The sequence below is a fragment of the Oceanobacillus picturae genome, from assembly GCF_000612865.1.
Lineage (GTDB): Bacteria > Bacillota > Bacilli > Bacillales > Amphibacillaceae > Oceanobacillus_B > Oceanobacillus_B jordanicus.
On sequence record NZ_CCAX010000002.1, the window covers coordinates 465895 to 490485 of the forward strand.

General features: G+C 38.0%; 18 protein-coding genes. All 18 read left to right on the forward strand.

Annotation, left to right across the window (positions count from 1 at the left end):
• Positions 1 to 14 precede the first annotated feature (14 nt).
• The 18 genes from pcrA (at position 15) to BN988_RS13485 (ending at position 24495) form a co-directional block, all read left to right on the forward strand.
• Positions 15 to 2234 (forward strand): DNA helicase PcrA, encoded by a 2220-nt coding sequence (pcrA, locus tag BN988_RS13405; protein ID WP_036577281.1) that lies wholly within the window; start codon positions 15 to 17, stop codon positions 2232 to 2234.
• An 11-nt stretch (positions 2235 to 2245) separates the two neighbouring features.
• Entirely contained in the window at positions 2246 to 4249 is a 2004-nt protein-coding gene (ligA, locus tag BN988_RS13410; RefSeq protein ID WP_036577282.1) for an NAD-dependent DNA ligase LigA, read from the forward strand.
• A gap of 14 nt (positions 4250 to 4263) precedes the next feature.
• Positions 4264 to 5478, forward strand: a complete 1215-nt coding sequence (locus BN988_RS13415; RefSeq protein WP_036577283.1) for a CamS family sex pheromone protein — start codon at positions 4264 to 4266, stop codon at positions 5476 to 5478.
• Between the two features lie 147 nt (positions 5479 to 5625).
• Positions 5626 to 7173: an L-glutamate gamma-semialdehyde dehydrogenase gene (pruA, locus tag BN988_RS13420; RefSeq protein WP_036577284.1), complete on the forward strand. Its 1548-nt coding sequence runs from the start codon at positions 5626 to 5628 to the stop codon at positions 7171 to 7173.
• 218 nt (positions 7174 to 7391) lie between these two features.
• Positions 7392 to 8663, forward strand: a complete 1272-nt coding sequence (locus tag BN988_RS13425; RefSeq protein WP_036577285.1) for a helix-turn-helix domain-containing protein — start codon at positions 7392 to 7394, stop codon at positions 8661 to 8663.
• A 23-nt stretch (positions 8664 to 8686) separates the two neighbouring features.
• A complete protein-coding gene (locus BN988_RS19330) occupies positions 8687 to 8821 on the forward strand; it encodes a hypothetical protein (RefSeq protein ID WP_259343677.1) in 135 nt (44 codons plus the stop codon).
• A 568-nt stretch (positions 8822 to 9389) separates the two neighbouring features.
• Positions 9390 to 10910: a sodium/proline symporter PutP gene (gene putP, locus BN988_RS13430; RefSeq protein WP_036577286.1), complete on the forward strand. Its 1521-nt coding sequence runs from the start codon at positions 9390 to 9392 to the stop codon at positions 10908 to 10910.
• A 523-nt stretch (positions 10911 to 11433) separates the two neighbouring features.
• Positions 11434 to 11724: an Asp-tRNA(Asn)/Glu-tRNA(Gln) amidotransferase subunit GatC gene (gatC, locus tag BN988_RS13435; protein WP_036577287.1), complete on the forward strand. Its 291-nt coding sequence runs from the start codon at positions 11434 to 11436 to the stop codon at positions 11722 to 11724.
• 12 nt (positions 11725 to 11736) lie between these two features.
• Positions 11737 to 13203 (forward strand): Asp-tRNA(Asn)/Glu-tRNA(Gln) amidotransferase subunit GatA, encoded by a 1467-nt coding sequence (gene gatA, locus BN988_RS13440; RefSeq protein WP_036577288.1) that lies wholly within the window; start codon positions 11737 to 11739, stop codon positions 13201 to 13203.
• Positions 13203 to 14633, forward strand: a complete 1431-nt coding sequence (gatB, locus tag BN988_RS13445) for an Asp-tRNA(Asn)/Glu-tRNA(Gln) amidotransferase subunit GatB (RefSeq protein WP_036577289.1) — start codon at positions 13203 to 13205, stop codon at positions 14631 to 14633. Before gatA ends, gatB begins: the two co-directional genes overlap by 1 nt.
• Positions 14634 to 14820: 187 nt before the next feature.
• Positions 14821 to 15720: a diacylglycerol kinase gene (locus tag BN988_RS13450; RefSeq protein ID WP_036577290.1), complete on the forward strand. Its 900-nt coding sequence runs from the start codon at positions 14821 to 14823 to the stop codon at positions 15718 to 15720.
• Positions 15721 to 15857: 137 nt separating this feature from the next.
• Positions 15858 to 17237 carry a 23S rRNA (uracil(1939)-C(5))-methyltransferase RlmD gene (rlmD, locus tag BN988_RS13455; RefSeq protein ID WP_036577291.1) on the forward strand — a complete coding sequence of 460 codons (1380 nt, stop codon included), beginning with the start codon at positions 15858 to 15860 and terminating at the stop codon, positions 17235 to 17237.
• Positions 17238 to 18629: 1392 nt separating this feature from the next.
• Entirely contained in the window at positions 18630 to 18842 is a 213-nt protein-coding gene (locus BN988_RS13460; protein WP_036577292.1) for a hypothetical protein, read from the forward strand.
• Between the two features lie 110 nt (positions 18843 to 18952).
• Complete coding sequence (locus BN988_RS13465) at positions 18953 to 19531, forward strand: hypothetical protein (protein ID WP_036577293.1); 579 nt, start codon at positions 18953 to 18955, stop codon at positions 19529 to 19531.
• Positions 19532 to 19744: 213 nt separating this feature from the next.
• Positions 19745 to 20374: a hypothetical protein gene (locus BN988_RS13470; protein WP_036577294.1), complete on the forward strand. Its 630-nt coding sequence runs from the start codon at positions 19745 to 19747 to the stop codon at positions 20372 to 20374.
• Between the two features lie 204 nt (positions 20375 to 20578).
• Positions 20579 to 21175 (forward strand): hypothetical protein, encoded by a 597-nt coding sequence (locus tag BN988_RS13475; RefSeq protein ID WP_036577295.1) that lies wholly within the window; start codon positions 20579 to 20581, stop codon positions 21173 to 21175.
• Between the two features lie 878 nt (positions 21176 to 22053).
• Positions 22054 to 23484 (forward strand): D-tyrosyl-tRNA deacylase, encoded by a 1431-nt coding sequence (locus BN988_RS13480; RefSeq protein WP_036577296.1) that lies wholly within the window; start codon positions 22054 to 22056, stop codon positions 23482 to 23484.
• A 186-nt stretch (positions 23485 to 23670) separates the two neighbouring features.
• Positions 23671 to 24495 (forward strand): hypothetical protein, encoded by an 825-nt coding sequence (locus tag BN988_RS13485; protein WP_036577297.1) that lies wholly within the window; start codon positions 23671 to 23673, stop codon positions 24493 to 24495.
• Positions 24496 to 24591: the final 96 nt, after the last annotated feature.

Below are 24591 nucleotides of genomic sequence, written 5' to 3' on the forward strand. Positions count from 1 at the left end.
TAGGCGGTGGAAGTATGAGTCAGACGATGGATGACTTATTAAAAGGATTAAATAAAGAACAGCAAGAGGCAGTGAAACATACAGAAGGTCCCTTGCTAATCATGGCAGGTGCGGGGAGTGGTAAAACCCGCGTGCTTACACATCGAATTGCTTACCTACTTGGTGAGAAAGAAGTAGCAGCTCGCAATGTGCTTGCGATTACCTTTACCAACAAAGCTGCAAGAGAGATGAAGGATCGTGTCCGCAAACTAGTTGGCCCGGAAAGTGAGTATATGTGGGTATCCACATTCCACTCTATGTGTGTACGTATTCTCCGCAGAGACATCGATCGGATCGGCTATAACCGTAATTTTAGTATTTTGGACAGTGGGGACCAGCTATCTGTAATCAAACAGATTCTAAAAAACCTGAACATTGATCCAAAGAAATTTGATCCCCGCGCGATGCTGGGACAAATTAGTGCAGCTAAGAACGAACTAATAACTGCAGCTGAATACAATAAGAATGTTGGTAATTTCTTTGATCGACAAGTCGGACAAATTTATGAATCATATGAAAAGATACTGAAAAAGAATCAATCTCTAGATTTTGATGACTTGATCATGCAGACGATTCATTTATTCAAACGTGTTCCTGAAGTCTTGGAATATTATCAACGCAGATTTCAATACATTCATGTCGATGAGTACCAAGATACAAACCATGCGCAATATTTCCTCGTTAAGCAACTTGCGAGTCGGTTCCAAAACCTTTGTGTAGTGGGGGATTCCGATCAGTCGATTTATCGCTGGCGTGGCGCAGATATTTCAAACATCTTATCCTTTGAAAAGGACTATCCAACATCACGGACCGTTTTCTTAGAGCAAAATTACCGTTCGACTAAATCAATTTTATCTGCTGCTAATAAAGTGATTGAAAACAACTCTGGCCGAAAGCCAAAGAATCTTTGGACGGAAAATCCAGACGGGAAAAACATACACTACTTCCAAGGTGCAACAGAGCAGGAAGAAGCCCTATTTATTACAGATAAAATTCAAGAGCTGACCCGTCGCGAAGGTTTCTCGCCGGGGGATGTGGCAATTTTATATCGTACCAATGCACAGTCTCGTGCGGTCGAGGATACGTTAATGAAATCCAATATTTCCTATCAAATGGTTGGAGGCACAAAGTTCTACGAGCGAAAAGAAATTAAAGATATGGTCGCCTATTTGCGCCTTATTACAAATCCTGATGATGATTTGAGCTTTGAGCGGGTAGTAAATGTACCGAAGCGGGGCATTGGAAAAACATCTATCGACCGTTTGCGTGAGCACGCTGCTACGCATGATATCTCCTTTAACGAAGCGGTAAAAGAGGTAGATTTCACCGGGGTTTCCAAGAAGGCAGCCAATGCTTTAGCGCAGTTTGGCCAGCTCATCCAATCGCTTTCCCAGCAACAGGAATTTCTAACGGCTACAGATATGGTTGAAGCAGTCCTCGAACGGACAGGCTATGAAGAAATGCTGAAAAACGAGCGTACCATTGAGTCACAAAGCCGCCTGGAAAACTTAGAAGAATTTATGACAGTAACAAAAGACTTTGAAGCAACTGCAGAAGATAAAACATTGGTCGCGTTTCTTACAGATCTTGCTCTAATTGCAGATATTGATCGTGTTGATGAGGAAGATCCGGATAATGAGGAAAAGATAACCTTAATGACCTTGCATGCGGCCAAAGGATTAGAATTCCCTGTCGTCTTCTTGATAGGGATGGAGGAAAATGTCTTCCCACATAGTCGTTCCATGTTTGATAACGATGAGATGGAAGAAGAGCGCAGACTCGCCTATGTAGGGATTACGAGAGCTGAACAGCAGCTTTATCTGACACATGCAAAAATGCGTACCTTATATGGTCGTACGAACATGAACCCAATTAGCCGTTTCATCGGTGAAATACCGGAAGAATTAATTGAAGGCATTGAGCAAGCGAAGTCGTCTATGTTTGGTAGCCCTCTCGGCCAACCAAAAGATAAGCCTGCACCATTAAAACGGAAAGCGGAGCGCATGCAGAAAACAACGGGTGCCGAAAGCGAAACATGGGGACCAGGAGACAAAGCAAATCACAAAAAATGGGGGACTGGGACTGTCGTTAAAGTTCAAGGTGAAGGCGAAGCAATGGAACTGGATATTGCTTTTCCTGCACCAACTGGAATTAAGCGAGTCCTAGCTAAATTTGCCCCAATTACGAAACAATAGGAGGTGCTTGGATGGATCAACAGCAAGCACAGAAAGAAATTGAAGCATTACGAGAAGTATTAAATCAATATGGTTATGAGTATTATGTGTTGGATAAACCGAGTGTTCCAGATGTGGAGTATGATCAAAAACTCCAGGAATTACGCAAACTAGAAGAAGAATTTCCTGAACTTGTTACCAAGGATTCGCCTACTCAAAGGGTAGGCGGAGAACCACTGGAAGCTTTTCAAAAGGTAGAACATAAAGTGCCGATGCTCAGCCTCGGAAATGCATTTAATGAACAAGATTTGCGCGACTTTGCTAAGAGAGCAGCGCAGGGAACAGATGAGCCTGTCAGCTTTGTCTGTGAACTGAAAATTGATGGACTCGCCATTTCCCTTACTTATGAGAATGGAAAGTTCATCCTTGGCGCTACGCGTGGAGATGGGTCAATAGGTGAAAATATCACAAGCAATTTAAGAACGATCCGGAGCATTCCTTTAACGATAAAGGAAAAAGAAAATCTGGAAGTACGTGGAGAAGCCTATATGCCCCATAAATCATTCCTAGCTTTGAATGAAGCAAGGGAAGAGAAAGAGGAAGAGCCATTCGCCAACCCACGCAATGCGGCAGCAGGATCACTAAGACAATTAGATCCAAAAATTGCTGCTAAGCGTAACCTTGATATCTTTTTGTATGGTGTTGGGGAGTGGAATAACAGTAACCTGACAAGTCATAGTGATAGACTCGAAGCGCTAAGCAAACTTGGATTTAAAACAAATCCTGAATGGAGAAAATGCGAAACCATTGAGGAAGTGCTCGAGTATGTTGAATACTGGACAAACGAGCGTCCCAATTTGAATTATGAAATAGACGGGATTGTCGTGAAGGTTGATAATCTTGATCAGCAAGAAGAGCTTGGTTATACAGCAAAAAGCCCTCGATGGGCCATTGCGTATAAATTCCCGGCAGAAGAAGCTGTAACGAGGTTAACAGACATAGAATTGAGTGTAGGACGAACAGGTGTAGTAACACCTACCGCCATCCTGGAGGCTGTTAAAGTAGCTGGTACTACTGTGAAAAGAGCTTCCTTGCATAACGAAGACCTGATCCGTGAACAGGATATTCGTATAGGAGATACGGTGGTAATCAAAAAAGCTGGCGATATTATTCCCAAAGTAGTGCGTGTACTTACTGAAAAGCGTACAGGTGAGGAAGAAGAATTTCACATGCCAACAGAATGTCCAGCATGCGGAAGTGAGTTAGTGCGACTGGAAGAGGAAGTGGCCTTGCGCTGCATTAACCCCAATTGCCCTGCTCAACTGAAGGAAGGGCTCATTCATTTTGTCTCCCGCAATGCGATGAACATTGATGGACTTGGAGAAAAGGTAATCATCCAGCTTTTCCAAGAAAACTTAGTAAAAACCATCGCGGATATCTACCGCTTAAAACGTGAAGAATTACTTGAACTCGAACGAATGGGCGAGAAGTCTGTTGACAATTTGCTTCAGGCAATTGAGGTATCAAAGGATAATTCACTTGAAAAGCTATTATTCGGTCTTGGGATACGATTTGTTGGTTCTAAAGCAGCCAAAACGCTTGCTACAGAATTTGAAACAATGAAGAATATTCAACAAGCAAGCTATGAAGATTTGATCGCTGTAGACGAAATTGGCGATAAAATGGCTGATTCGATCGTTCAATATTTCCAAGAGGAAAAGGTAATTACTCTACTCGACGAGCTTCGAGAGCTTGGTATTAATATGGAGTATAACGGGCCGAAACGTCCAGAGGCAGATGAAGATTCGATATTTGCAGGAAAAACGGTAGTTCTTACTGGGAAAATGGAAAAATTCACTCGGACGGAAGCAAAAGAACAAATTGAGGCAAAAGGCGGATCGGTAACAGGAAGTGTTAGTAAAAAAACGGATATTCTAATCGCCGGTGAAGATGCTGGGTCGAAGTATGACAAAGCACAGAAGCTTGGCATCACAATATGGGATGAGCAGGAATTAGAGACTGCTCTTGAGAAATAGGGGAGTGTAAGGAAATGAAAAAATGGACCATATGTCTGCTGGGCGCACTTCTACTTATTACGGCATGTTCACCGGATACCAATGAAGAAGTCGTGCAAGAAGAGGATACGCAACAAGAAACATCGATTGTACCGAGCTACCAGCTTTCAGATGAAAACTATAAAATGATACTTCCATACGAGCCTAGCAAGGCAAGGGGCGTTATTGTAAACCAGGTAGCAAACCGTATGGATATTGATGAAATGGAAGAAGGATTGCGGAGGCACTCCAAAGAAGTGTATGATCCGAGCAAGTACTTCTTTCAAGAAGGACAGTATTTAGATGAAGATACAGTTTATGATTGGTTAGGCAGGGAATTGACCGAAAGTCAATTAGAAGAAGCTGTAGCAGATAGAATAGACTATTTAGAGGAAAATAAAATGACGGTAAATGAGGAGAATATCCGCCGTGATTTCCAATTAGGTTTAAACCCACCAATTGAAAATGAAAATAGTAAAGAGGATCAGGAAGCCAATCCTAGATATCTTTCCCATATTCTAGAACAAAACTTTTTGACAAAGAATGAAGATAATACCGTTAATTTAAAGGGGATTTCTATCGGACTTGCAATGAAATCGGTCTATCGTTATCAAACGGAAACAGGTGGTCCATATTACTATAAAGATATTTCCAATAGTGAGATGATGAAGCAGGCCACAGCCATTGCAGAGAAAGTAGTCAATCGTATCCGTAATATGGAAGGGCTTGAAAATGTTCCGATCATGCTAGCAGTATACAGCGAGCAGGAACATAGCTCCCCAATTCCAGGGAATTATGTCGCAAAAATGAATGTAGCCGGTGGAGAAACATCGTTGAGCGATTGGGATAACATAGATGAGCAACATATTTTATTCCCATCAGATGAAGGTAAGAAAGAATACTTTGATGATCATGAATTAGTAACCAGCTTTGGTAATGAGATTGCTAATTACTTTCCTAACTATGTAGGTATTATAGGAGAAGGCTTCTATATAAATGATGAATTAAAGAAGCTGACAATTGAGATTCCTATTGAGTTTTACGGAAAAGCCGAGGTAATAGGGTTTAGTCAATATGCGTATGGGCTTGTGCAGGATATGTTTGAGGATTATTATGATCTCGAGTTGATGATCACCTCAAGCGATAAAGTAGAAAGTACCATCTATCGTGAGGCTGGATCCGATACACCAACCGTTCGTATTTTCCATTAAGAAAAAAGATTCGTTGAAGTCTGACAATAAATGGGGTAAAATAAGGGGTGGACATGCGCCACTCCTTATTTTTTGTGTTTTTTTAATAGATTTTTTGTGAAAACGCAATCAATAGGTAGAATAGGATAATTTTTAGGAGGTTTTAATATGGTAGTACCTTACAAACATGAACCTTTTACAGATTTCACCGTAGAAGAAAACAGACAGCAGATGCTTGAGGCTTTAAAAAAGGTGGAAGCCGATCTAGGTAAAGAATATCCACTAGTAATTGGCGGAGAGCGTATTACAACAGATGACAAGATTGTATCTGTTAATCCAGCCAACAGAGAAGAAGTAATTGGATATGTGTCCAAAGCAAATAAAGAGCTTGCTGAGAAAGCAATGCAAACTGCTGATAAAACATTTGAAACATGGAGAAAATCTGATCCTAAACTCCGTGCAGATATTCTTTTCCGTGCAGCGGCTATAGTTCGTCGCCGTAAGCATGAATTTACTGCACATCTAGTAAAAGAAGGCGGAAAGCCATGGAAAGAAGCTGACGCTGATACTGCAGAAGCTATTGACTTCATGGAATATTATGGCCGTCAAATGCTAGAATTAAAAGATGGCGTGAAAATTAATAGCCGTCCTATAGAATTTAACCAATATAATTATATTCCACTTGGTGTGGGTGTCGTAATTTCCCCGTGGAACTTCCTATTCGCTATCATGGCAGGAACAACTGTTGCTGCGATGGTAACTGGAAACACGGTATTATTAAAACCGGCAAGTGCTACACCAGTAATCGCTTATAAATTAATGGAAGTATTAGAAGAGGCTGGCTTGCCAGCTGGTGTGATTAACTTTATTCCTGGTCCAGGAAGTGAAGTCGGTGACTATCTTGTTGATCACCCACGTACACGTTTTGTCAGCTTCACGGGCTCCCGAGATGTTGGTACACGTATTTTTGAACGTGCTGCCAAAGTGCAAGATGGCCAAAAATGGCTAAAACGTACCATTATTGAAATGGGTGGAAAAGATACGATTGTAGTAGATAAAGAGGCAGACCTTGAGCTTGCCGCACAATCTATCGTGCAATCAGCATTTGGCTTCTCTGGCCAAAAATGTTCTGCATGTTCTCGCGCCGTTATTCATCAGGATGTCTACGATGAGGTAAAAGATCGTGTCGCTTCTCTAACTAAAGAACTTTCTGCTGGAGATCCATATGATAACTCACACTTTATGGGACCTGTTATCGATCAGGGAGCATATGATAAAATTCTAGATTACATTGAAATTGGTAAAAAAGAAGGCGAGCTACTTGTCGGGGGAACTGGCGATGATAGCAAGGGATGGTTCGTTAATCCTACTGTATTCGCAGATCTTAAACCAAATGCACGCATCATGCAGGAAGAAATCTTTGGACCTGTAGTTGGTTTAACAAAGGCAAAGGATTTTGATGAAGCAATCGAAATTGCTAACAATACAGATTATGGCTTAACAGGTGCTGTTATCACAAATAACCGTGAGCATCAAGAACAAGCCCGTCAGGATTTCCATGTGGGAAACCTTTACTTTAACCGTGGATGTACAGCAGCAATTGTTGGTTATCAGCCATTTGGTGGATTTAACATGTCCGGTACAGACTCCAAAGCAGGTGGGCCTGATTACCTAATTCACCACATGCAAGGAAAAACCACATCCGAAATGTTTTAATTATAAGAAAATAGTCACATGAACTCGATTAACCCCCTTTCTAGCAAAAAAATGCTCAGAAAGGGGGTTAATTTTCCTCTCTCAGGAAAATAGGAAAGTTTTAAGGTCGATAATCGCTATAAACACCTATATATTTTCCCAATATGAATTATCTGAAATTATGTTATAATTAGACTACAGAAGACATTAAATATTAGTAGAGGATAGGGTGGGGTGAATTGATAGAAATAGGATCCTTTATCAAGCTGCAACGAACTAAACAAGAGATGACACAGGGAGATTTGGCTAAAGGTATCGTATCATTATCCTATTTATCAAAAATTGAAAACTTGAAAACAGAGGCAAGTCCTGAAATCATTCAAATGCTCTGTACACGCCTGGGGATTCAAATTGATAACTCACTCGATGCCACGATCCAGGAAAAATGCAAGAAATGGTACAGCATGCTTTTTGAAGTGAATGATAAGAAGGATATCATCGCTACATACAACGAGATACAGAATTTAATGGATACCAACCTTACCGAAAGCCTACTTCTATTCGAGATCCACAAGATTAGATACTATCTGATTCTAGGAGATTTCGACGAAGCATTAATAAAGATTAACGAACTAAATGAAATCTCAGGGACATTTGATAACTTGCATTTGTTTTATTGGTATAAGTTTAGAGGAAACTATTGTTCCATATTGACTGACTTTAGTACAGCAATTTATTTCTACAAGCTAGCAGAAGAGAAATTAAACAAAATAGAAATGGAAGAACATGAGATAGCAGATCTTCAATATACTATTGGTGTAACACATAGTAAGTTAAGAAATACATTAGAAGCTATTGATTATTCTAACCTGGCTTTGGAAGTATTTATGAAGCAATATAATTTTATCCGCTGTGCTCAATGTCACATCATTTTAGGAATCTCCTATAGGAGAATTCGAATGTATGATAAAGCGATAAAGAATTTAAACTTAGCGCTTCATTTAGGCCAACTTAGTAACAATAACCAAATCATATTACTAACACATCAAAACTTAGGTCATCTTTACTCAACAAGAGGTGATTCTAACGAGTCTATTAAACATTTTCAAGAGGTAATTCAGGACGATACAGCCCAAACGATTGATAATTTAAACTCTGTAGCTTCTTTAGTGAGAGAGTATTATAATGTTCAAGATTATGAAAATGCTAAAAAATTTGTTGAGCAAGGGCGAGAGTTAATTAGACAAGATAGTGATAGAGAGCCTTATAGCAAGCATTATTATTATGTGATTAACACATACAACTATTTGCTAAACGATGAATTTGAAAAATTTGAGAAGTTTGTAATTCAGGATTTCATCCCGTATTTAAATAAGCAAAAGGATTTTGCTACGCTGAGTATATATTCCGAATTACTTGCTAATCATTATGAGAAGTTTGGTAAGTATAAAAAAGCTTCAAAATATTATCAAGTGGCTAATTTTGCCTACAAGCAAATTACTAATATATAAAGACATGAAAGGAGGATATAATTATGAAGAAATTAATTTCTGGAATTTTAATTGGTGCCGTCCTTTTCTCCGGTTTTATGTTCACACAGCAAGAAGACACTGCAGTTGGCGAAAGAGAGCCAAGCGTACTTTCAATTCAACAATCAAACTTATTTTAAGCTAATGTGATAATTAGTCAGTAATTTATACCCTATTATAAATATGATGATTTGCCCGGGATAGTGTGGAAACTATGCTGGGTTTTTTTTGTTCATTTACTCCAAGCGCCAACAGTCAAATCTATAAAAATAGCGAAATTTACCTGTTGAATTCCTGTTTATAACAAAAAAACTAAAAAAAATTTGGTTACAATAAATAGCGCGCATACTAAAGAATACTGTCGGTATAGCCTAAATAACTAACTAAACCTTTATTAATTCGTTCAAACCATAGTAAATAAAGATTAAAACGATTATATGAATGTATACGATGTTTGGTTCTTAATGAAAGTGTATGGATAAGTTGAAACGAGGTACTGGTCCGCTTGAAATGAGCAAAAATATATGAAACCATAGTCTTTGTGTTTTGTTTCGTCGAAAGACAAATGAATGAAGTACGGAAACGAAAGGGGAGCAATACATGGAATACGCAATAACTGGGGCAACATGGTTTTGGTTGTTTGTGCCAATGCCAGTTGTACTTTTAGCATCCGTTATTACAATGTTTACAGAGAGGGGAAAGTAAAACGTGGGTCTAACAACACTAATAACATTTATCGTATATCTACTAGGAATGCTTGTAATTGGACTAATCATGTACCGCATGACAAATAATCTATCGGATTATGTATTAGGCGGTCGTAATCTTGGACCTGGGGTTGCTGCCTTAAGTGCAGGTGCTTCAGATATGAGTGGTTGGTTGTTACTAGGTTTACCAGGAGCAATTTATGCATCTGGAATGTCAGAGGCTTGGATGGCAATCGGGCTTGCTGTCGGAGCGTATTTAAACTGGCAATTTGTCGCTAAACGTTTACGCATTTATACAGAGGTAGCAAATAACTCTATTACAATACCGGACTTTTTAGAAAATCGTTTTAAAGATAAGTCACATATTCTTCGTGTTATCTCCGCATTGGTAATACTACTATTTTTCACATTCTATACATCTTCAGGTATGGTGGCAGGTGCGAAGCTATTTGAGGCCTCCTTTGGTCTTAGCTATGATTCTGCACTTTGGATAGGAACAATTGTGGTAGTTTCCTATACATTGCTTGGAGGGTTTCTAGCAGTAGCATGGACGGATTTCTTCCAAGGGATTCTCATGTTCCTAGCACTTATCGTAGTGCCGATTGTAGCACTGAATCAAATGGGTGGTTGGTCAGATGCAGTTCAAGCTGTGGGCGAAATTGATCCAAGTCATCTGAACATGGTTCAAGGTGTCGGCATAATGGCGATAATTTCCTCACTAGCATGGGGATTAGGATATTTTGGTCAACCACATATTATTGTTCGTTTTATGGCATTACGCTCACCAAAAGACGTTCCAAAAGCAAAGTTTATTGGAACAACATGGATGATTCTTGGATTATATGGTTCGATCTTCACCGGTTTTGTCGGACTTGCATTTATTAGTACCCAAGACGTATCGGTGCTAAGCAACTTAGGAATTCAAGTCACAACAGAAAATGGATTACAGGTGCTTGCAGATCCAGAAAAAATCTTCATCGCCTTTTCACAAATCCTTTTCCATCCTGTAGTGGCTGGTGTTCTCCTTGCGGCAATACTATCAGCGATTATGAGTACAATTGACTCGCAGTTGCTTGTTTCATCATCTGCTGTGGCAGAAGACTTTTATAAGGCTATCTTCCGCAAGAAAGCAAGTGGAAAAGAACTCGTATGGATTGGTAGAGTTGCAACTATAATCATCGCGCTGATTGCTGCACTCATTGCCATGAACCCGGAAAGTTCTGTACTAGAACTTGTAAGTTATGCTTGGGCAGGTTTTGGAGCAGCCTTTGGACCGATTATTCTCTTATCCTTATTGTGGAAGGGAATTACGCGAAATGGTGCGCTTGCTGGTATTTTAGTAGGTGCCATAACGGTTATTGTATGGGGAGAGCTTCTCTCAGGAGGATTATTCGATCTATACGAAATCGTGCCAGGGTTTATCCTAAACGTAATCGTAACTGTCATAGTCAGCCTATTTGGTTCCAACAAACCAGAAGTTGTTGAGGAATTTGATAAAACAGCTACCTTAATGAAGGAATAAGTTTAAAAGGGCCGTCTCTTTTCTATAATGAAAAGATGGCCCTTTTAAATTTGATTAACAGTTGATCCACTACAACAGCTAAGATTTTAAGAGTGCTCTACATTTTTGATGTCATCTAGCTCCGAGCACCAAAAACTAGGCAGCTTCGCGAACCGCCCTACAATAAAGAAGACTTGCCGACTGGCTTCAGCCAGAGGCATAGTCGCACTTATACCCGGTGGGTGAAAGTCATCATCGGTTCGTTCCTCACCGTGATTCCTTTATCTCAGTTGATTCACTCCAGCCGCTACGTGGGCCCGGAGGATCCGGGTCATGCCGACGTTGACCCAGGACGGGTCGTTTTTAGTCGGCGTTCCCTAATAGGTGCTCTACACTTTTGATGTCAATATTTGATTATGGGTGGTTGGTTCTGCTATTATCAATAGTGTTATACTTAGAATGAAGACAGGTATGTACTTACAGGTTTTACACGAAGATGTAAATAATGAATAACATTATAAATAGGAAGAGGGAGGGCTAGTTCATGGCAGATATCTCTAAGGATCAAGTAAAACATGTTGCGCATTTGGCAAGGCTTGCCGTAACAGATGAAGAAGTGGACAAGTTTACGGAACAGTTAAGCTCTATTATCACGTATGCTGAACAATTAAATGAATTGGATACAGACGGGGTAGAACCGACGACACACGTACTGGACTTGAAAAATGTATTGCGTAAGGATGAGCCAAAGGAATGGATTACACAGGAAGAAGCATTGAAGAACGCTCCTGATAAAAAAGATGGCCATTACCGTGTACCATCAATCTTGGAGTAGGGAGGGAAATACATGTCATTATTTGATTACACTATAAAAGAGTTAGAACAAAAGCTACATAATAAGGAAATAACCATTGAAGAGCTTGTTGATACGTCGTATAAACGAATTAATGAGGTAGACAGTGAAGTACATGCCTTTTTAACATTAAATGAAGAGGCGGCTCGCAAACAGGCGAAAGAACTAGATGAAGCAGAGGACAAGTCTGCAGCTCTATTCGGTATGCCAAGCGGAATTAAAGATAATATCGTTACAAAGGCATTACGCACTACGTGTGCAAGCCAATTCCTCGACAATTTTGACGACCCTTTATACAACGCAACTGTCGTTGAAAAGCTAAATAACGAAAAGACGATTACAATTGGAAAACTAAATATGGATGAGTTTGCAATGGGTTCATCCAATGAGAATTCCAGCTATGACCCTACACGAAATCCTTGGAACACGGATTACGTACCAGGTGGTTCTAGTGGTGGATCAGCCGCTGCAGTAGCAGCAGGGGAAGTATTATTTTCACTTGGTTCTGATACTGGTGGTTCTATTCGACAGCCTGCAGCATTCTGTGGTGTGGTTGGATTAAAACCAACTTATGGCCGTGTATCTCGCTTTGGATTGGTTGCATTTGCTTCTTCGCTTGATCAAATTGGACCAATTACGCGTACAGTAGAAGACAGTGCACGCGTATTAGAAGTTATTGCTGGTCATGACCCAATGGATTCTACCAGTGCGAATGTTGAAGTGCCAGCATATACAGAAGCACTTACGAATGACGTAAAAGGCTTGAAAATTGCGGTTCCAGAAGAATATCTAAGTGAAGGTGTAACACCCGAAGTACGCGATTCTGTGATGGAAGCACTGAAAGTATATGAAAGCTTAGGAGCTACATGGGAAAAGGTTTCCTTGCCACATTCGAAGTATGCGGTAGCTACCTATTATCTGATTTCGTCTTCTGAGGCTTCTGCTAACCTTGCTCGCTTTGACGGAGTTCGTTATGGGGTACGTTCAGAAAATGCGGACAACATGATTGATATGTTCAAAAAATCCCGTAGTGAAGGATTTGGGGATGAAGTAAAACGCCGTATCATGCTTGGGACGTTTGCGCTTAGCTCTGGATATTATGATGCGTATTATAAAAAGGCTCAAAAAGTACGTACGTTAATTAAAAATGATTTTGATAAAATCTTTGAAGACTACGATGTTGTTATTGGCCCAACTACACCGACACCGGCATTTAAAGTCGGCGAAAAAGTGGACGATCCTTTAACAATGTATGCGAATGATATCTTAACCATCCCAGTAAACCTTGCTGGAGTACCGGGTATTTCTGTGCCATGTGGTTTCTCTGAACAGGGCTTACCGATTGGCCTGCAAATCATTGGGAAACATTTTGATGAAAGTACGGTCTTCCGTGCTGCCCATGCATTTGAAAAAGCAACAGATCATCATACAAAGCGACCTCAGCTGGGAGGTGCCAAATAATGAACTTTGAAACGATAATTGGCTTAGAGGTGCACGTTGAACTAAAAACAGATTCAAAAATTTTTAGCCCAAGTACAAATGAGTTTGGAACAAATCCAAATACGAATGTGAACCCGATTGACCTCGGGTATCCAGGTGTTCTTCCGGTTCTAAACGAACAGGCAGTAAATTTCGCGATGAAGGCTGCAATGGCGCTAAACTGTGAGATTGCCACAGATACGAAATTTGACCGAAAAAACTACTTCTATCCAGATAATCCAAAAGCATATCAGATCTCTCAATTTGATAAGCCAATTGGCGAAAATGGCTGGATTGAGATTGAAGTAAACGGCAAGAAAAAACGTATCGGAATTACTCGTTTGCATTTAGAAGAAGATGCTGGAAAACTAACGCACGGCGATGATGGCTATTCCTATGTTGACTTTAACCGTCAAGGGACTCCACTTGTTGAGATCGTATCAGAACCTGACATGCGATCACCTGAAGAGGCGTATGCTTACCTTGAGAAGCTAAAAAGCATCATTCAGTACACAGGCGTATCTGATGTAAAAATGGAAGAAGGCTCCCTTCGTTGTGATGCCAACATTTCCTTACGTCCAATTGGGCAAGAGCAATTCGGAACAAAAGCAGAATTGAAAAACTTAAACTCCTTCAGCTATGTACAAAAAGGGTTAGAGTTTGAAGAGAAACGCCAGGAGAAGGAACTTCTTACTGGAGGGGAAATCCTGCAGGAAACACGTCGTTATGACGAAAAAACAAAAGAAACTATTCTTATGCGTGTAAAAGAAGGTTCTGATGATTATCGTTACTTCCCAGAGCCAGACCTTGTACCTCTTTACATTGATGAGGCATGGAAAGAACGCATCCGCAATGAGATCCCTGAGCTACCGGACGCGAGAAAAGCACGTTATATAGCGGAACTAGGACTCTCAGAATACGATGCTTCTGTCTTAACTAGTTCGAAGCAAATGGCTGACTTCTTTGAAGAAGCGGTTAACAGTGGCGCAGATATGAAGCAAGTGTCTAACTGGTTGATGGGCGAAGTATCTGCCTATATGAATAAGCACTATAAGGAATTAGGCGATTTGGCTATAACGCCAGAGGCATTAGCTAAAATGATTAACTTAATCGAAGATGGCACCATTTCATCAAAAATTGCGAAGAAAGTGTTTGCTGAACTAGTTGAAAATGGTGGAGATCCGGAGCAAGTTGTAAAAGATAAAGGGCTTGTGCAAATTTCTGATGAAGGACAATTACGTGAAATTATTTCCAATGTGCTTGCAGATAACGAACAATCGATTATCGATTACAAAAATGGGAAAGATAAAGCAGTTAAATTCCTTGTTGGTCAGGTTATGAAAGCAACTAAAGGACAGGCAAACCCACCAATGGTAAATAAAATTTTGCAAGAAGAACTAGACAAAAAATAGATCCAAACAACTATTGGACTGCCACCAAGTGTTTTATATTTCTTGATGGTAGTCCAAATTTTTATCAAGACCCCTTTTCAAATCGTGAGAAAAGGTCTATGATATTGGTTGGACTAAAAAACAAAAAAATAGTGACCATTATATATAGCAATGGCCCTGCACATATGTAGCAATGGGGGGAAAAGAAATGAAGAAAGCGAGAATCATTTACAATCCAACTTCCGGAAGAGAGGCTTTCAAAAAAGAATTGCCTTATGTCCTAGAGAAGCTGGAGACGGCCGGTTATGAAACATCCGCACATGCAACAACGTGTGAAGGTGATGCGATTGAGGCAGCAAGGGCAGCTGTTGAGCGGGGATATGAATTAGTTGTGGCAGCCGGTGGTGATGGCACAATTAACGAAGTGATCAATGGTATAGCAGAAGAAGACCATCGTCCGAAGCTGGGTATCATACCAGTTGGTACGACAAATGACTTTGCTAGAGCCTTAAATATTCCTAGGGATATAAAAAAAGCAGCTGATATTATCGTGAACGGCAGAACCAAGTTCTTGGATATTGGAAAAGTAAATGATTATTTCTTTATGAACATTGCCGGTGGCGGGAAGCTGACAGAATTAACATATGAAGTACCAAGTAAACTAAAAACGATGCTCGGCCAACTTGCATATTATATGAAGGGTATTGAAATGCTACCATCTCTTAAGCCTACAAGGGTAAAAATTGAGTATGATGGCACGGTTATTGATGAAGACATTATGCTCTTCCTCGTAGCCAATACAAATTCTGTCGGTGGCTTTGAAAAGCTAGCACCAGTCGCTAGCATGGATGACGGTTATTTCGACCTTCTTATATTAAAAAAGGCAAACCTAGCAGAATTTATCCGGATTGCAACACTCGCACTTCGTGGAGCACATCTAGAAGATAAGCATGTCATTTATACAAAAGCAAAGCATATTAAGGTAAGTACAGAAGAAAAAATGCAGCTGAACATTGATGGAGAGTTTGGGGGATTACTTCCAGGAGAGTTCATCAACCTACAGCAGCATATCGAATTCTACGTGCCAGATGATTTTACAACTGAGTGATGAATGTGAAAAGAAGATTACGCTATGAGTAGTCTTCTTTTTAGTTAGAGCTTTTTCGGGACAGAATGAAAATGTGATTCCAGTAGAAGATATGATAAGATAAGAACCACATACTATGAACGTAAAGGAAGATAGAAATGGGAAAACAGGCAGTACCTGTAAAGAAAAATGAAACAATAACCCTAACCTTTGAGGACCTTACACATGAAGGTAATGGTGTAGGCAAGGTGGACGGCTATCCCTTGTTTGTACCATATGGCCTGCCAGGTGAAGAAGCGACAGTCAAGGTTGTAAAAGCAAATAAAAACTTCGGTTTCGGCAAGTTACTAGATGTAAAACAATCAAGTGATCAACGAGTAGAGCCACCGTGTAATGTATATTATCAATGTGGTGGCTGTCAGCTACAGCACATGAGCTATGACCTGCAATTGCAAATGAAGCAAAACCAAGTGAAAAGTGTCATGCGTAAAATAGCTCATCTTGACCATGTGCCAGTTCATCCAACCCTCGGAATGGAAGACCCTTGGCGCTACCGTAACAAAGTACAAATGCCAGTTGGCGAGCATGATGGTGAATTAATTACTGGTTTTTATCGCAAGCGGAGCCATGACATTATTTCAGAAATGGAAACCTGCGTTATCCAGGACGAGTTAAATGATCGTTCCGTCCATGCCGTACGGAGAATAGCAAATCGGTTAGGTATTAAAGCATATGATGAAAAAGCAGACCGTGGTGTTCTGCGCCATATTATGGTCCGAACTGGTAGAGAAACCAATGAAACAATGATCGTACTCATTACCAGAACTGACAAACTCCCACACCAAGAGGAGTTAATTCGTGAGCTAACGGAAACATTCCCTCATGTTAAATCCATCGTTCATAACGTCAACAATAAACGTACGAATGTGATCCTAGGGAGAAAGACAAAGGTTATTTGGGGAGAAGAATACATTTACGATACGATCGGAGATATTAAGTTCGCCATTTCAGCAAAATCGTTCTATCAAGTTAACCCACCTCAAACAAAGGTGCTTTATGACAAAGCATTAGAATTCGCTAAAATTGGAGCGGACGATACAGTAGTGGATGCCTATTGTGGGATTGGAACGATCTCTTTATTCTTAGCACAGCAAGCCAAAAAAGTATACGGCGTTGAAGTAGTGCCAGAAGCGATTAGTGATGCCAAAATGAACGCTAAGCTTAATGGTGTCACCAATGCGGAATTTGTTGTTGGAGAAGCGGAAAAAGTCATGCCTTGGTGGAAAGCACAAGGACTACGCCCAGACGTTATCGTTGTCGACCCACCACGCAAAGGCTGTGAAGTTGATTTCCTACAAGCCATGGTTGAGATGGAACCAAAGCGAATTGTCTATGTGTCATGTAACCCATCTACATTAGCGAGGGACTTGAGAATCTTGGAAGATGGCGGTTATGAAACAAAAGAGGTTCAACCTGTTGATATGTTCCCTCAGACGGCGCATGTGGAGTGCGTGACAGTCTTGGAGAAGAAAGTGTGAAATTAAAATAGTAATCTCTCAATCAAAATAAACATTTCCGATTCAGACCCCGATTTCGTGAAAATAAACATTTCCGATTTCAGGGTCTTTTTCATGTTCATCCCTTGTCTTTTCTCGATTTCTAGTGTTTCCATTACGCAACATTATCGGAAAACTTTATTCCAAATACGGAAAAAATGGTGAAAAAACAGGTGAAAAAGAGGCCGAAAACGTCCATTTTTGAACCAAAAAACGTCCAAAATGGGGGTTCCGTAGCAAAACTTTATTTTAACTCGAACGGTGGAATGCGGGTTGGAGGGGTGGGATTTGAGGGATGTTTAATATTTTTGTACATAGTAGAGAAAAGAAATTTAGGCTAGTTTGTAATATTTCATCCATGTTTAGGAATATGGGAGAAAAGAGGAAAGGAAACATATAATGTTGAGGCACAATGGAATTTGGTTAAGTGTGTTACTGAAGAAAAAGTAATAATGGTAACAGTTGTGATTTTATATCCCTGTTACTTTCCATTTCCCTCTGCTAAAAAGTCGGTACCTACTGCTTTATAGTTATCCGGAGCGGAAGAAAGAGCAGGCAGACCGTTATGTAATCAATCCTGTTTCAATAAATAACAATATTAAATTCAGGCTGGATCCAATAGCGATTCAGTCCGTTTCTTTTCGTCCAATATTCCTTCAATCCCTTATTAATAGTGGCCTCAGAAGGTGTTAAAATTCTTTCAGTTGCTATCCTAACTGTATCAATCCAACAGGGTTTTTTTATCTTTCCTCGTCATATTCTTCTGTCTATCATGTCCTACAATTACTATAGTTACCTTCTTCTTTCCTTGATTATCCTTGATTATACGTACCAACTATGTCCGAATATTCACTGCTATACAGATAGGTCTATTCTAGTTATTTTCAGGTATTTTAGAGAGGAACTTTATAACATAATTGAATACAGAGAAAGGAAGAGAAAAAAGGTTAGTATAATTTTCTACTTTATATAGTAAAAATTTCTGTATTTAAGTATTATAGATACTAATTAGTATTTAGTAGTAAAATTAGTTTTATAGTACTTATATCAATAAATTAGGGGGATGAATATGGGGAATCTTTTTTCGTGCCATATTGATGAGGGTATTTTAGAAAAATTCAACCTTGCATTAATGTTAAATAAGAAAGAAACAACGAAAGTGATTGAAAGGTACATGGTGCAGTATATATCGACTAGTTTCTCAAAGACATCACAAGAATATAAACATTGATTTCGAATGATTCTAAGGAAACAGAAGTTATAAATTAGGATTATGGAAAGGCAAAAATTAGAATACCAAGATGGGCTAAATAAAGGTCTCAGAACAACCACAAGATTGTAAGAGCATTTTACCAAGTGGAAGGAGAATTAGGCTTGGTTCCGTTGGTAGAGCTAGAAAGAAAATGTGGTGATGGGGCAAATCATCCTGATACATTCGTAAGGGAATTCCGTAGTAATTTTACTCAGATGAAAATTGATTCACCAAAATCACATGGTAAAGTGTTTGAGATAGAGAATGGAAATGTTGTGAATTGGGAATATGTGAAGGGTACCTTAGAGACATACAAGGACTATTTTTGTAGGTGATTGAAAAGTGATATAACAAAAGATTTCTGTATATATAGAAATAACCATTATTGTAAAATAGTTCGGATGGGGAGAATTTTTGATATATTCAATTGTAATGGGGGATATGAATGTTAGATAAAATAAAGGACATTAACCATGCTCTAAGAAATAAAAGTTACTTATCAGCACTTGCACTATCTTTAACTTTGCCTGACATTTGTGGGAAAATTGAATACCCACATTTTAAACATAAGAATGGAAAACGGGATGTAGGAAAACAATATGCGACATGGTTTGAAAATTGGGTAGACCAATTTTTTGCAGATAACACAGGTTGGATAAAAGATTACACTAAAGCTAAAAATCCTTATTTCACAGGTAGAATGTGCTATTCTTTGCGTTGTTCTTTCTTACACGATGGAAACTCGGATATAGGGAGTTGGGGCGATAAAGAAGATGCAGAGTTTTACTATTCATATGATTTTGAATTAGCATTAGGTGAGGCAGATTCAATTGGTTTATCTTGGGTAAACCAAGCTAGTAATAACTCGAAAATAACGAAAACAAAAACTGTTAGGGTTAATATTGATAAATTATGTAAATCTATTTGTCAGGCAGCAGAAAATTATTATCAAGAAAAAGATCCTATTCTATTCAAAGACCACAAAATTAACTTCCTTGATTTTACTTCTTTCCAAACTAGGTAAGCAACAATAGATATAATTAAAAGAGTAGAGTTTGTTCAACTAACGAGTATTTATTTTCTATAAGAAGTCACGATTAATCATTGTAAAATTTAATTAGAAGTATTAATGTCCTATAAAAATAGAGGTAAACATAAAATTTAGGACTGATGCACATTATTTTAAAAGTATATAGAATAGATGCACATACAAATAGTAGTTTATGGAGGAAAAACAATGAGCGATGACAACAACCTAGCACCTAACGATGTTACTTTTAACCAATACAAAGGCTGGTTTGAAAAATACAGAAGAAATAACGACACTCGTGAAATAAACTTTCAAAACGAAGTAATTAAAAGGTTCATAAGGGGTATTTGCACTGACCTTGATGTTGAAAGTTGTGATACAAAGCTAACAACCACTAGACATGACTACTTGCAGTATTGTGGTACATATATAAGTAATGGTAAAGAAAAACCATCTACTCCTGACTTGGTAATAACTAAGGAATGGAATTGGTTTAACAGGGAGTATAATCTTGACTATCGTGCAGTTGTAGAGGTGAAATCACCTTTTGGGAAGGGATCTATTTATTCTAAGGGTTACATTAATTACTCTTCAGATTTAAAATGCGAATTAAAACGTCATTTATCTGCTAAAGTAAATGAAAAAGTGATCTTAACTGATGTATTAAAATGGGAATTCTACATAAGAAGTGAAGATGGTATTGACTTAAAACCGATTCGAACTATTGAATTGTATGATTTAACCGATGGAAGAGGTCACTGGGAGTGGAAGAAGGATGAACAAGTTATGGAAGAACTCAAGGAGTTTTTAAAAGAATTTCTAAATTTTAATATATGATTAAGGATATAACAATTTTAAACATTGAGAGCCATTGGAATTTAGAATAGAATGTTTATATGTTAGGGAGTTATAGTTTAATCGATAATCTCTTGTTGATTAGAATTAGAGTTTTATACAATTATGTTAATAAGTGGGATAGTAGAATCAATATAGGGTGCAATTTATAAATTAAAAATAATTTCATAGGAAGAGGTAATAGTTTTGGTCAATAACTCAAAAAAGAAACTTCAATTTAAAGGAATCTCCTTTTCCTTATTCGGGGTTCAAGTGGGGTGGGAACTTACTTCAAAAAATGTTCTAAAGGCAGATGATAAGATTGATGATGATGTTGGATTATTTGAGGAGCACAAATTCAGAGACAAGATAAGAAATTGCTTAAAAGAATTGTACATATTGCGTAATAACTTATCTAATTTTTACTGGACATTTAATAATTTAGAACAGCTCTTATCTGCAAAATACAATGATGAAGAGAATTTAGAGTTTCATTTCATAAACGAATGCTACATTAGAGCATTGGAGGTTTACAATAATATTGCTGGAATTTTAATGGGCAGTGAATACTTTTTGTTTGTTAAAAATGAAGAAAGAAAGCAAATCCTTGAATCATTTGATTATGTTATGCTACAGCAAATACTGATAGAGCATGATGATGAATATGAAATTCCAGTTGATGAACAAAGGGAGATCGTTGAAGATCTAATATCTATATATAGAAATATTGATAATCAAATTGATTATTTTAGTTCCATGTTACTCGAAGGAGATAATGTTACCGCTCAATCACTGAAACTATGAAAATTTGCTCTATCTCGGCCCCAAATTTCGGCATAGTAACCTTCTAGATGAAATTCGGGTCTTTTTTTAATGAAATCCATGTCAAGAAAGTTAATTCATCTTTATGTCTAATTAACTTAATCTTGTTAACTAATTCTACAGAGTTTGGATTTCTCATGAATTTGCCCTTGTTTTTCCAACAGAACTGTGCGAGTAATAATTCGTACGCATTCTCACTTACACAGTTAACCTTACACTCCCAAGGGTCTTAAATGAATATTACATTCTAACCCAAAAGGTTGTACTGGTATTTTTCACGGCGAACCTCTGGTTTCTTTAATTCCAAACGGAAAGAGCCCCATCTTAATTCAATATCGGTTCAATACCTTTCAAATCTTTTTCAGTATGAGGTAATAGTTTATTATCATTCCATCAGTATTTAATCCAGTTGTAATTTCACTATAAATCCATAGGGTTCCTTTACGTGTGAAGAAGACGTTATAATAGATTAAGCTATATATGAGTTAGGAATACCTATGTTTTTATTAAATATAAAAGTAAGGAAATAAAAAAGTAAGACGTCTATATCTATTTGTAGCCTTATTTATACTTTTTGTATTATTTGGGTGTTCGTCTAATTATCAGACTATTGACTCTAATGATGGCATTAAACTAATAAATAAAAATCCCCTCAAAACTGATGAATCTACACAGAAAGAAAACTCAGTGTGGATTTATACGGACACTTTACCTTATACAGGTGAAAAAGATAATTATCCTTTTATAACTTTATTTAAGAGAACTAGTTTTTGGCACGGATAAAAACACGTTTTATTTAATTGATGAATAAAACGTAAAATTCTATTATAAAAAATCTATTGCTAAGGAGAGGTATAAAAGTGAAAAAGTTCGATTTGAATATCGAGAAGGTATTAGAACACTGGACCATCCCTCACGCATTAAGAGAAATTATCGCAAACGCATTGGATGAATCAATTCTAACTAATACTAAGGAACCACTTATATTTAAAGACAAAGACAATAAATGGCATATTAAAGATTTTGGAAGAGGTCTTAAATATGAACATCTCACCCAAAATGAGAATAAAGAAAAAATAGAGAACCCAGATAAAGTTATTGGAAAGTTCGGGGTAGGTTTAAAAGATGCGATGGCAACATTCGATCGAAGAAAAATTAAAATTCTCATTCAATCAAAATATAGTGATATTACAATAAAGAAGGTTTCTAAGGGGGACTTTGATGATGTGGTAACACTACATGCCATCGTTAACGAACCAACTCAATCCAATATGATGGGAACCGAATTTACTTTTACTGGTCTGAAAGATGTTGATATTGAAAAAGCTAAAGATTTCTTCTTGCTATATTCTGGTGAAAGGTCGATTGAAGAAACAAAGTACGGGGAACTGATTGAAAACAAAAAAAATCGTTCAAGAATTTATGTAAACGGAATTTGTGTAGCGGAAGAAGACAATTTACTTTTTTCTTATAACATCACTTCCACAACTAAGAAACTTCGCCAGTCCTTAAATAGAGAGCGTACTAATGTAGGCAGAAGTGCTTATTCGGATAGAGTAAAGTCAATTCTCTTAGAATGTGCCAGTCCAGAGTTTGCTGGAAAATTGGTGAATGATTTGCAAAGAATTCAAGCAGGAAATGCTCACGATGAATTACAATGGGTCGATGTTCAGCTTCATGCCTGCAAGATATTAAGTAGTCAGGAAAAAGTAATGTTCTTAACTGCTTACGATTTAATGGATGGTGGTAAATACCTAAGTTATGCCAAAGAAGAAGGACTACGTATTATAACTGTTCCCGATTCACTAGCCAACAAACTCGAAACAAGCAAGGATTTGAACGGTAATAACTTTAGAAACCTGGAAACTTATGCTTTAGAATGGAATGAACAATTCGAATTTGCCATTGTGAATGTAAACCAATTAACGACTAAAGAGAGAGAAGTTTTTAATTACAAGGATACCATAGTGGGGTGGTTCCCAAAAAGGAATAACCCTGTTAAGGATATTGTGATTTCTGAAACAATGCGGCCGGACAACTATACTGGGTCTGATGCACTCGGACTGTGGGAACCCTCTTCGAATCGGATTATCATTAAACGAAATCAACTTAAAAATTTACAATCGTATGCAGGCACACTTATACATGAGTTGGTTCACGCCCATACAAATACTGACGATAACAGCATAGAATTTGAAAGTGAATTAACAGAGATGCTCGGGAAGTTATCCATTCTAATTCTAAAAAGTTCAAAACCTAAAAGTATGCTAAGAAGATTATTAAACAAATAGAAGATGTGACTTAAAAGGAAGATATCCAAGGAATTCATGTGTCCCTGTTACTTTCCATTTTTCAATGCTAAATATTTGGTATCCTAACGGTAAAGGAACGGGACTGTGCAGTGGTCTACATAGATATTAATGTCACTGTCTAAAGATAATACAATAATACTAATTTTTTAAGGGAGAGTAATTTTAATGTCATTTAAAAATGATCATCCAGATTATATTAATTATCAAAGTGAAGAGTATTTTATGAATAAAATTCCCAGAGAGTTTATTAATGCTTTTCTCGGTTTTATTAATCGTGAATTAAGAAAAGATGAAACATTATCCAAAAAGGAGATAGTTAACACAATTGGAGACTTTGTACCAACCGCACCCACTACTAATTGGGGTGATCCCTTTTTGCAAGTTGATTTAGAAAACAACCTCAATGCTTTATTTAGAAAAAAAAATCTCCATAGATTTATGGATTGTGTTGGAAACCTTGTTACGGAATTTAGGTTTGATATAGAGGATCTAAATGAGTTATTGGAAGAAAATAAAATTGGCTACTATCTTGAAAATGACCCCTTTGGGTGTGTTTGGGAAGTAAGAGAAGATACTTATAGTTATTCCGAAGAAATTGAATCAGCAATAGAAACAGTTTCAAGTGAATTTAAAAATGTGACGGATCATTTAACCCAAGCAAAAGAACAATTAAATGACCCACATAACCTAAGAGATCGTAAAGACGCCCTAAGAGATTCAGCTTCCGCCATGGAATCCCTTTTAAAATATATTAGTGGGATTAACGACTTTGATAAAGCGGTAAAATACATAAGGACTAATTATTCAGAACAAATCCCTAGAAACGCTATTCAGGACGCTAAGACTATTTGGGATCGGATACACCAATTTACGCCCGATGTGAGACATGGTGCAAATATAACTTCTGAATTATCACAAGCAGAAGCACTTTATTGGATAGATAGAATAATGGCTTTAATTAAGTTCTTATCCAGGGAACTAGAAGAATGAACAACAATAAAGACAATTCAACTAGAGGTGTATACTATGTAGGATAAAGGGAGTTAAATCTAAAGTAAGTGTTAAATAAATTCCAGTTCCTTCTGA

Coding starts and splice junctions, on each gene's coding strand:
- BN988_RS13415 (WP_036577283.1), top strand. CDS start 4,264: ATGAAAAAATGGACCATATGTCTGCTGGGCGCACTTCTACTTATTACG.
- BN988_RS13450 (WP_036577290.1), top strand. CDS start 14,821: ATGAAGAAAGCGAGAATCATTTACAATCCAACTTCCGGAAGAGAGGCT.
- pruA (WP_036577284.1), top strand. CDS start 5,626: ATGGTAGTACCTTACAAACATGAACCTTTTACAGATTTCACCGTAGAA.
- gatA (WP_036577288.1), top strand. CDS start 11,737: ATGTCATTATTTGATTACACTATAAAAGAGTTAGAACAAAAGCTACAT.
- ligA (WP_036577282.1), top strand. CDS start 2,246: ATGGATCAACAGCAAGCACAGAAAGAAATTGAAGCATTACGAGAAGTA.
- pcrA (WP_036577281.1), top strand. CDS start 15: ATGAGTCAGACGATGGATGACTTATTAAAAGGATTAAATAAAGAACAG.
- BN988_RS13485 (WP_036577297.1), top strand. CDS start 23,671: ATGTCATTTAAAAATGATCATCCAGATTATATTAATTATCAAAGTGAA.
- BN988_RS19330 (WP_259343677.1), top strand. CDS start 8,687: ATGAAGAAATTAATTTCTGGAATTTTAATTGGTGCCGTCCTTTTCTCC.
- rlmD (WP_036577291.1), top strand. CDS start 15,858: ATGGGAAAACAGGCAGTACCTGTAAAGAAAAATGAAACAATAACCCTA.
- gatB (WP_036577289.1), top strand. CDS start 13,203: ATGAACTTTGAAACGATAATTGGCTTAGAGGTGCACGTTGAACTAAAA.
- gatC (WP_036577287.1), top strand. CDS start 11,434: ATGGCAGATATCTCTAAGGATCAAGTAAAACATGTTGCGCATTTGGCA.
- BN988_RS13465 (WP_036577293.1), top strand. CDS start 18,953: ATGTTAGATAAAATAAAGGACATTAACCATGCTCTAAGAAATAAAAGT.
- BN988_RS13470 (WP_036577294.1), top strand. CDS start 19,745: ATGAGCGATGACAACAACCTAGCACCTAACGATGTTACTTTTAACCAA.